Here is a 5,381-nt window from a genome sequence, read left to right on the forward strand (position 1 = left end):
CTGCGGCCGGCGGCGCGGCTGCGGGTGGCGCCGCTGGCCGGCGCCTCGAAGCGGCCTTCCGCGGCGGGTCGCAGCACCTCGGCGATCCTATCCAGAGACAGCTGCGACAGGCTGCCGATGTCCAACCCCGCGAAGCTCACCGACAAGGCTTCGCGTTTCAGACGCCGGCCGTCGCAGAGCGGGCACTGCGCGCCGATCATGTAGCGCGACACGCGCTTCTTCATCAGCGCGCTCTGGGTGGTGGCGAAGGTGTGCAGCACGTATTTGCGCGCGCCCATGTAGGTGCCCATGTAGCTGGGCTCGGTCTTGCGGCGCAGCGCGGCGCGGGTTTCGGCGACGCTGAAGCCGGCGTACACCGGCACCGAGGGCTGCTCTTCGGTGAACAGGATCCATTCGCGATCCTTCTTCGGCAGCTCGCGCCAGGGCTTGTCGATGTCGTAGCCCAGGGTGACCAGGATGTCGCGCAGGTTCTGGCCGTGCCAGGCCGGCGGCCACGACGCGATCGCGCGCTCGCGGATGCTCAGCGAGGGGTCCGGCACCATCGATTGCTCGGTCACTTCATAGACATAGCCCAGGCCGTGGCAGTTCGGGCAGGCGCCCTGCGGGGTGTTCGGCGAGAAATCCTCGGCGTACAGCATCGGTTGCTTCGCCGGATAACTGCCGGCGCGCGAATACAGCATGCGCAACAGGCTCGACAAGGTGGTCACGCTGCCGACCGTCGAGCGCACGTTCGGGCTGCCGCGTTGCTGTTGCAGGGCCACCGCCGGCGGCAGGCCTTCGATCGCGTCGACGTCGGGCACGCCGACCTGGTCGATCAGGCGCCGCGCATACGGCGACAGCGATTCCAGGTAACGCCGCTGCGCTTCGGCATACAGGGTGCCGAAGGCGAGCGAGGACTTGCCCGAACCCGACACGCCGGAAAACACCACCAGCGCATCGCGCGGGATGTCGACGCCGATGTCCTTGAGGTTGTGCTCGCGCGCGCCGCGGACACGGACGAAAGCGTCGAAGCCGGGGTCGCGGCGGAGCTGTTTCTTGGCCATAGGCACGGATTGGAACATCGGGAACGAAGCAGGGCGGTGAAGATACCCGCTCGGGTCCGGACTGGGGAGCGCGCGGCTGTACCGAATCGGCCGGGCCGGCTCGCGGCAGGCCCTTGTCCGCGCGCAGCGGCTGCATCGGCGCCGACGGTGCAGTCCGGGCTGCCACAGGGCGTCGCCAGGTACCGGTCGGCTGCTGTCGCCACGCCGGCCGAGGCATGGCGATGCCGATTCGGCGGGCGTCACCACTCAAGACACCGTTGTCTTTCAACGACGGGGCCGTCTGCCGGCACAACGCCACGCGAACAGGACAACGACGCCGAGATCCGCCGTCGCCGCGGTCGGTTCGCGATGCGCTCGTCATCGCTTGCGGCGCGGATCGCGAAGCAATCGTCGATAGCGTGATCGGCGACCGCAGCAGTCGCCGATGACAACGATATCGGATGTTTCGCTTCGCCGCGTCCGGGACTAGGTTCGCGCTGCACCCATCAGGCCGTGCGCCGATCCGCAATCGCGGGACGGCCCCATCCGCAAGAGGAACCGCAATGAAGAAGCTAGCTTTGACCGGGCTGATCGCCGCAGGCATGTTGATCGGGCCGACCGCGCAAGCCGTGGTCGTGGGTGGGATCGTCAGCACCGACGCGCACTGGCCGACGACCACCGCCGGCTACCACCAGTTGACCTTCTACGATCAGGTCAACCACGACGGCGGTTCGCGTTCGAACTATTACTGGGCCAACCAGTTCTGGTTCCACGGCGGCGACGGCGGCTACATCGGCCTGCAGAACCGCAGCGGCCAACGCTGGCTCAACTTCTCGATCTGGCTGGCGAGCGGCTGGGACGCCTCGAGCCGCGCCAGCTGCGGCCACTTCTCCCACGAAGGCAGCGGCGTGCAGTGCCAGATCAAGTGGAACTGGAAACCCGGCCACAAGTACAAGGTCGACGTGATCCGCGCCTCGACCCAAGTCACCGGCGTGGTCACCGACCTGATGACCGGCGAGAGCATCACCGTCGCCACCATCCATATTCCCGCCACCTGGAGCGGCTTCAAGAGCCAGACCGTCAGTTTCGTCGAGGAATACAGCCAGGGCGCGAACCAGCTGCCCTCGTGCAACGTGATCGGCGCGCAATCCTCGGTGTTCTACCTGCCGGTGGCCAACGGCAACCTGCCGGCGACCAGCCAGACCACCAGGGCTTACGGCAACTGCAACGACAAGAACATCGCCCACGCCGCCTGCGACGCGACCGGCAAATGCATGAACATCGTCAGCAATCTCGACGGATACGCCTCGCCGAGCGAGTGATCGCGCGCCATTGCGACAGCCGTCCAAAGCAAAGGCCCGCATCGCGGGCCTTTGCGGTTGTCGCAGCGACCGGACCGGCGGCGACCGGGCACGGCACGAGCGCGGTCAGCCTCCCTGCACGGCCTCGCCACCGCTGGCCGGCGCGGCGGCTTCGGGCGTGGCCGGTGCCGTGGCCGGCGCGGCCGGCATTGCGGGAACCGCCGGAGTCGCCGCGGGTGCCACGGACGCTGCAGGAGCGGCGACCGCCGAGCCAGATCCCGCACCGGCTTCGCCGACAGCGGGCGTCGCAGCCGCATCGGGCGCCGAAAGCGCCGTAGCCGCGACCATCGGCGCCGGCGCCGCGCTGAACGCGACCAGCGACGCGTCGCTGAGCCGGTAGGTGCCGAGGATATCCGGCATCATCGCGTGGCGATGGCGGTTCCAGGCCCAGTGCTCTCCGGCGCGAATCTGCCGGAAGCCATTCCATACACTGACCTTCTGCTCGCGCTCGACGCGGCCTTCCTGCGAGAACTCATAGGCGAACATCGCCGCTACTTCGGCCGCGGAATGGTCGAGCAACTGGTGCACGCGCGCCGCATCCAGCCCCTCGATATAGCCCTTCTGCTGCTTGCGCGGCATCGCCTCGGCGTCGGCGACCATCGACACCTGATAGCCGCGCGACCAACCCAGCTTCTCTTCGAGCCCGCCCTTCTTGCCGGGCACGCAATCGTAGAAGCTGGCATTGAGCCCGGTCACCAGCGTGCTGTTCACCGGCGCCCAACGCAGCGGGCGCAGACGCAGCACCGGGTTCGTGCACGCCACCGGGACCTTGCTGGCGGGTGCCGGCTTGGCGACCGCGGTTCCCGGCCCGGGCTTGGGCTCGGGCAGCACCACTTTGACGATCGGCGAGGGCGTGATGCCGCCCGACACGAGCGCCGCGCGCAGGCTCGCCTCCATCGAGGTCCGGTAGTCGTACGGGCCGACCACTTGATTGCCCCACTTGGCGCCGTCGTTCGCGCCCTTCTGGATGATCGCACCGACGATCAGGCCGCCGAGCAGGCCACCGACCAATCCGGCCGCGCCGTGATTCGCGACCAGGCCGTTCATCATCACCGGGTCGACGACGGGGCTCGAGACGCCGCTGACCGGCGTCAGCTCGGTCTGGGTCAGGTACAACTCGACCGCGAGTTCCGGCGCCAAGGGATACGGCAAGGGCTCGGGCGGCTTGGCCGCGGCGACCGTGCCATGCGCGGCCAGCGCGATCGCCACCGCGATCCGCGCGCGAAATAAACCTACCGGCCCGCGACGGACCGATCGCATCGACTGCTTCATTGGACTGCCCCCTGAAAAAACCGCACCGGCAAGGCGCTGCTGCGCCTTCCCCCCCTGGATACCGGCCGGCCTGGCCGCAGCGTCTTTCGACTGGACGGCCTGGGGCGATCGATGCCGCCCAGCTTAGCCTTCCCGTCGCCGCGATGCCCGCGGTTTCGGCGTGAGAAGCTCGAACGACGCTATCGAACGGCCCGACCGAAACAGGAAGGGCCGCTCCACGAATGGAGCGGCCCTCCGGGAGCTCGCGCGGCTCGGAACATCCGCCCCGCACTATGCCGGCAACGCGTCGGGGTCACGGGCAGCTATAACTATCGCTGGCCTGGGCGCGGTAGGCGGTCCACATCGCGTCGGCGAAGGCGCTGCCGTAATAACCGGCGTCGCGGGCGGCGCCGTGCAGGGCCGGCCAGCGTCCGATGCCGTCGCTCGGGTCGGTGTCGAGCGCGCCGCTGCCGCGCGGCTGGTAGGGGTCGGGCTGGGTCCAGGCGCCGTGCGCGACCCAGCGGTCGGCGTAACGCAGGATGCGGTCGTCGGTCCAGATGCAGCGCAGCGACGGCATCAACCGCAACGCCAACGCGGCTGCCTTGAAGCCCTTGGCCGTACAGCACATCTGATAGTAGGCGCCGGGTTCCTGGCCGCCGTCGATGTAGCCGTAAGGGTCGCGGCAATCGCGCGAGTTGCCGCCGGTGTTCTGGTTGTCCCAGTAGTCCTCGGCCGAGCACAGGCCGCCGAACAACACCTGCCCGGAGGCGGCACCGACATACAGCTGACCATCTTCCTGGAAGGTGCCCTGCTGGAAGTCGCGCACGCGCGCCGCCATCGCCGGGTCGTCGAGCAGCAGCGCCGACAGCGCCAACACCAACTTGCGGCCGTGGCGGTGGCCGCCGTCGGCATTGAAATGCAGCCCGCCCTGCATCGCGGCGTCGAGGTCGATGCCGTACTGCACCATCAGAATCGCCAGCTTGCGGCGTTCGGCCGCATCGCCGTCGACCATCAGGCGCAGCGAGGCCTCGGCGAAGTTGATCGCGATCGAAGCGCCGTAGTCCGGCATGTTCTTGAGCGGATGGATCTCGTCCGCGCTCCAGTGCAGCTGATGATCCAACTGCACACGCTGGTATTTCGCTGCGAGCGCGCTCAGGGCCGGCGTCGACGCCAGCGGCGCGAGCGAAGGCAAGCGGTCCAGGCGCAGGCGTTGGGTCGAGTACAGCGGCTTGTTGCGGCCGAAGTACGGCGGGCGGAACGAAGTGCTGCCGCCATCGGCCGGAGGCGCGGCCAACACCGTCAGCACCACCGCGGTATCGAGCGCCGTCTTATTGAAGGTGGCGAGCGATTTCGCCTTGACGATGGATTGATTCGGCGAGGCCGAATAAGGCAGCGCCGGCACCAGCGTGCGGAGGTAGTTGCTGGCGCGCGAGTCGAAGCCCTGGCGCTCGACCTGGGTCGGGTTGACCTCGAAGCCGTTGCGGCCGCTCGAGAAGGCCGGCGAGATCGACAGCACCTTGACCTTGCCGAGGCTGTCGGCGGTCGGCGCGACCCAGTAGTCGCCGTTGGCGAACTGGCCGCAGGGATAGGCGCGGTCCAGCACGAAGGTGACTTCGTACTGCTGCACCTGCGTGCACGATGCGACCAGCGCGCCGGTCGACGCCGCCGCGATCGACGAATGCGGACGCGCGCTCGCGGCGGCCTGCGACGACGCGAGCGGCGCCGAACCGACCGTCGGCGCCGCGGC

General features: G+C 68.7%; 3 protein-coding genes and 1 pseudogene. 1 reads left to right on the forward strand and 3 read right to left on the reverse strand.

The genetic code is table 11. The features are described 5' to 3' along the window. A pseudogene (locus ACSAMQ_RS19795) lies at positions 1-1,043 on the reverse strand (excinuclease ABC subunit A); the annotation flags it as partial. Positions 1,044-1,585: 542 nt separating this feature from the next. On the opposite strand from ACSAMQ_RS19795, the gene ACSAMQ_RS19800 reads away from it, so the two are divergent. Further along, a complete protein-coding gene (locus tag ACSAMQ_RS19800; RefSeq protein ID WP_435397299.1) occupies positions 1,586-2,344 on the forward strand; it encodes a DUF3472 domain-containing protein in 759 nt (252 codons plus the stop codon). A 105-nt stretch (positions 2,345-2,449) separates the two neighbouring features. Here ACSAMQ_RS19800 and ACSAMQ_RS19805 read toward each other — a convergent pair whose 3' ends face one another. After that, entirely contained in the window at positions 2,450-3,592 is a 1,143-nt protein-coding gene (locus tag ACSAMQ_RS19805) for a hypothetical protein (RefSeq protein ID WP_435397300.1), read from the reverse strand. A 355-nt stretch (positions 3,593-3,947) separates the two neighbouring features. Further along, the coding region (locus ACSAMQ_RS19810) for a hypothetical protein (RefSeq protein ID WP_435397301.1) at positions 3,948-5,381 on the reverse strand (1,434 nt) is incomplete at its 5' end.

Source organism: Lysobacter sp. 1R34A (assembly GCF_051217035.1).
Lineage (GTDB): Bacteria > Pseudomonadota > Gammaproteobacteria > Xanthomonadales > Xanthomonadaceae > Lysobacter.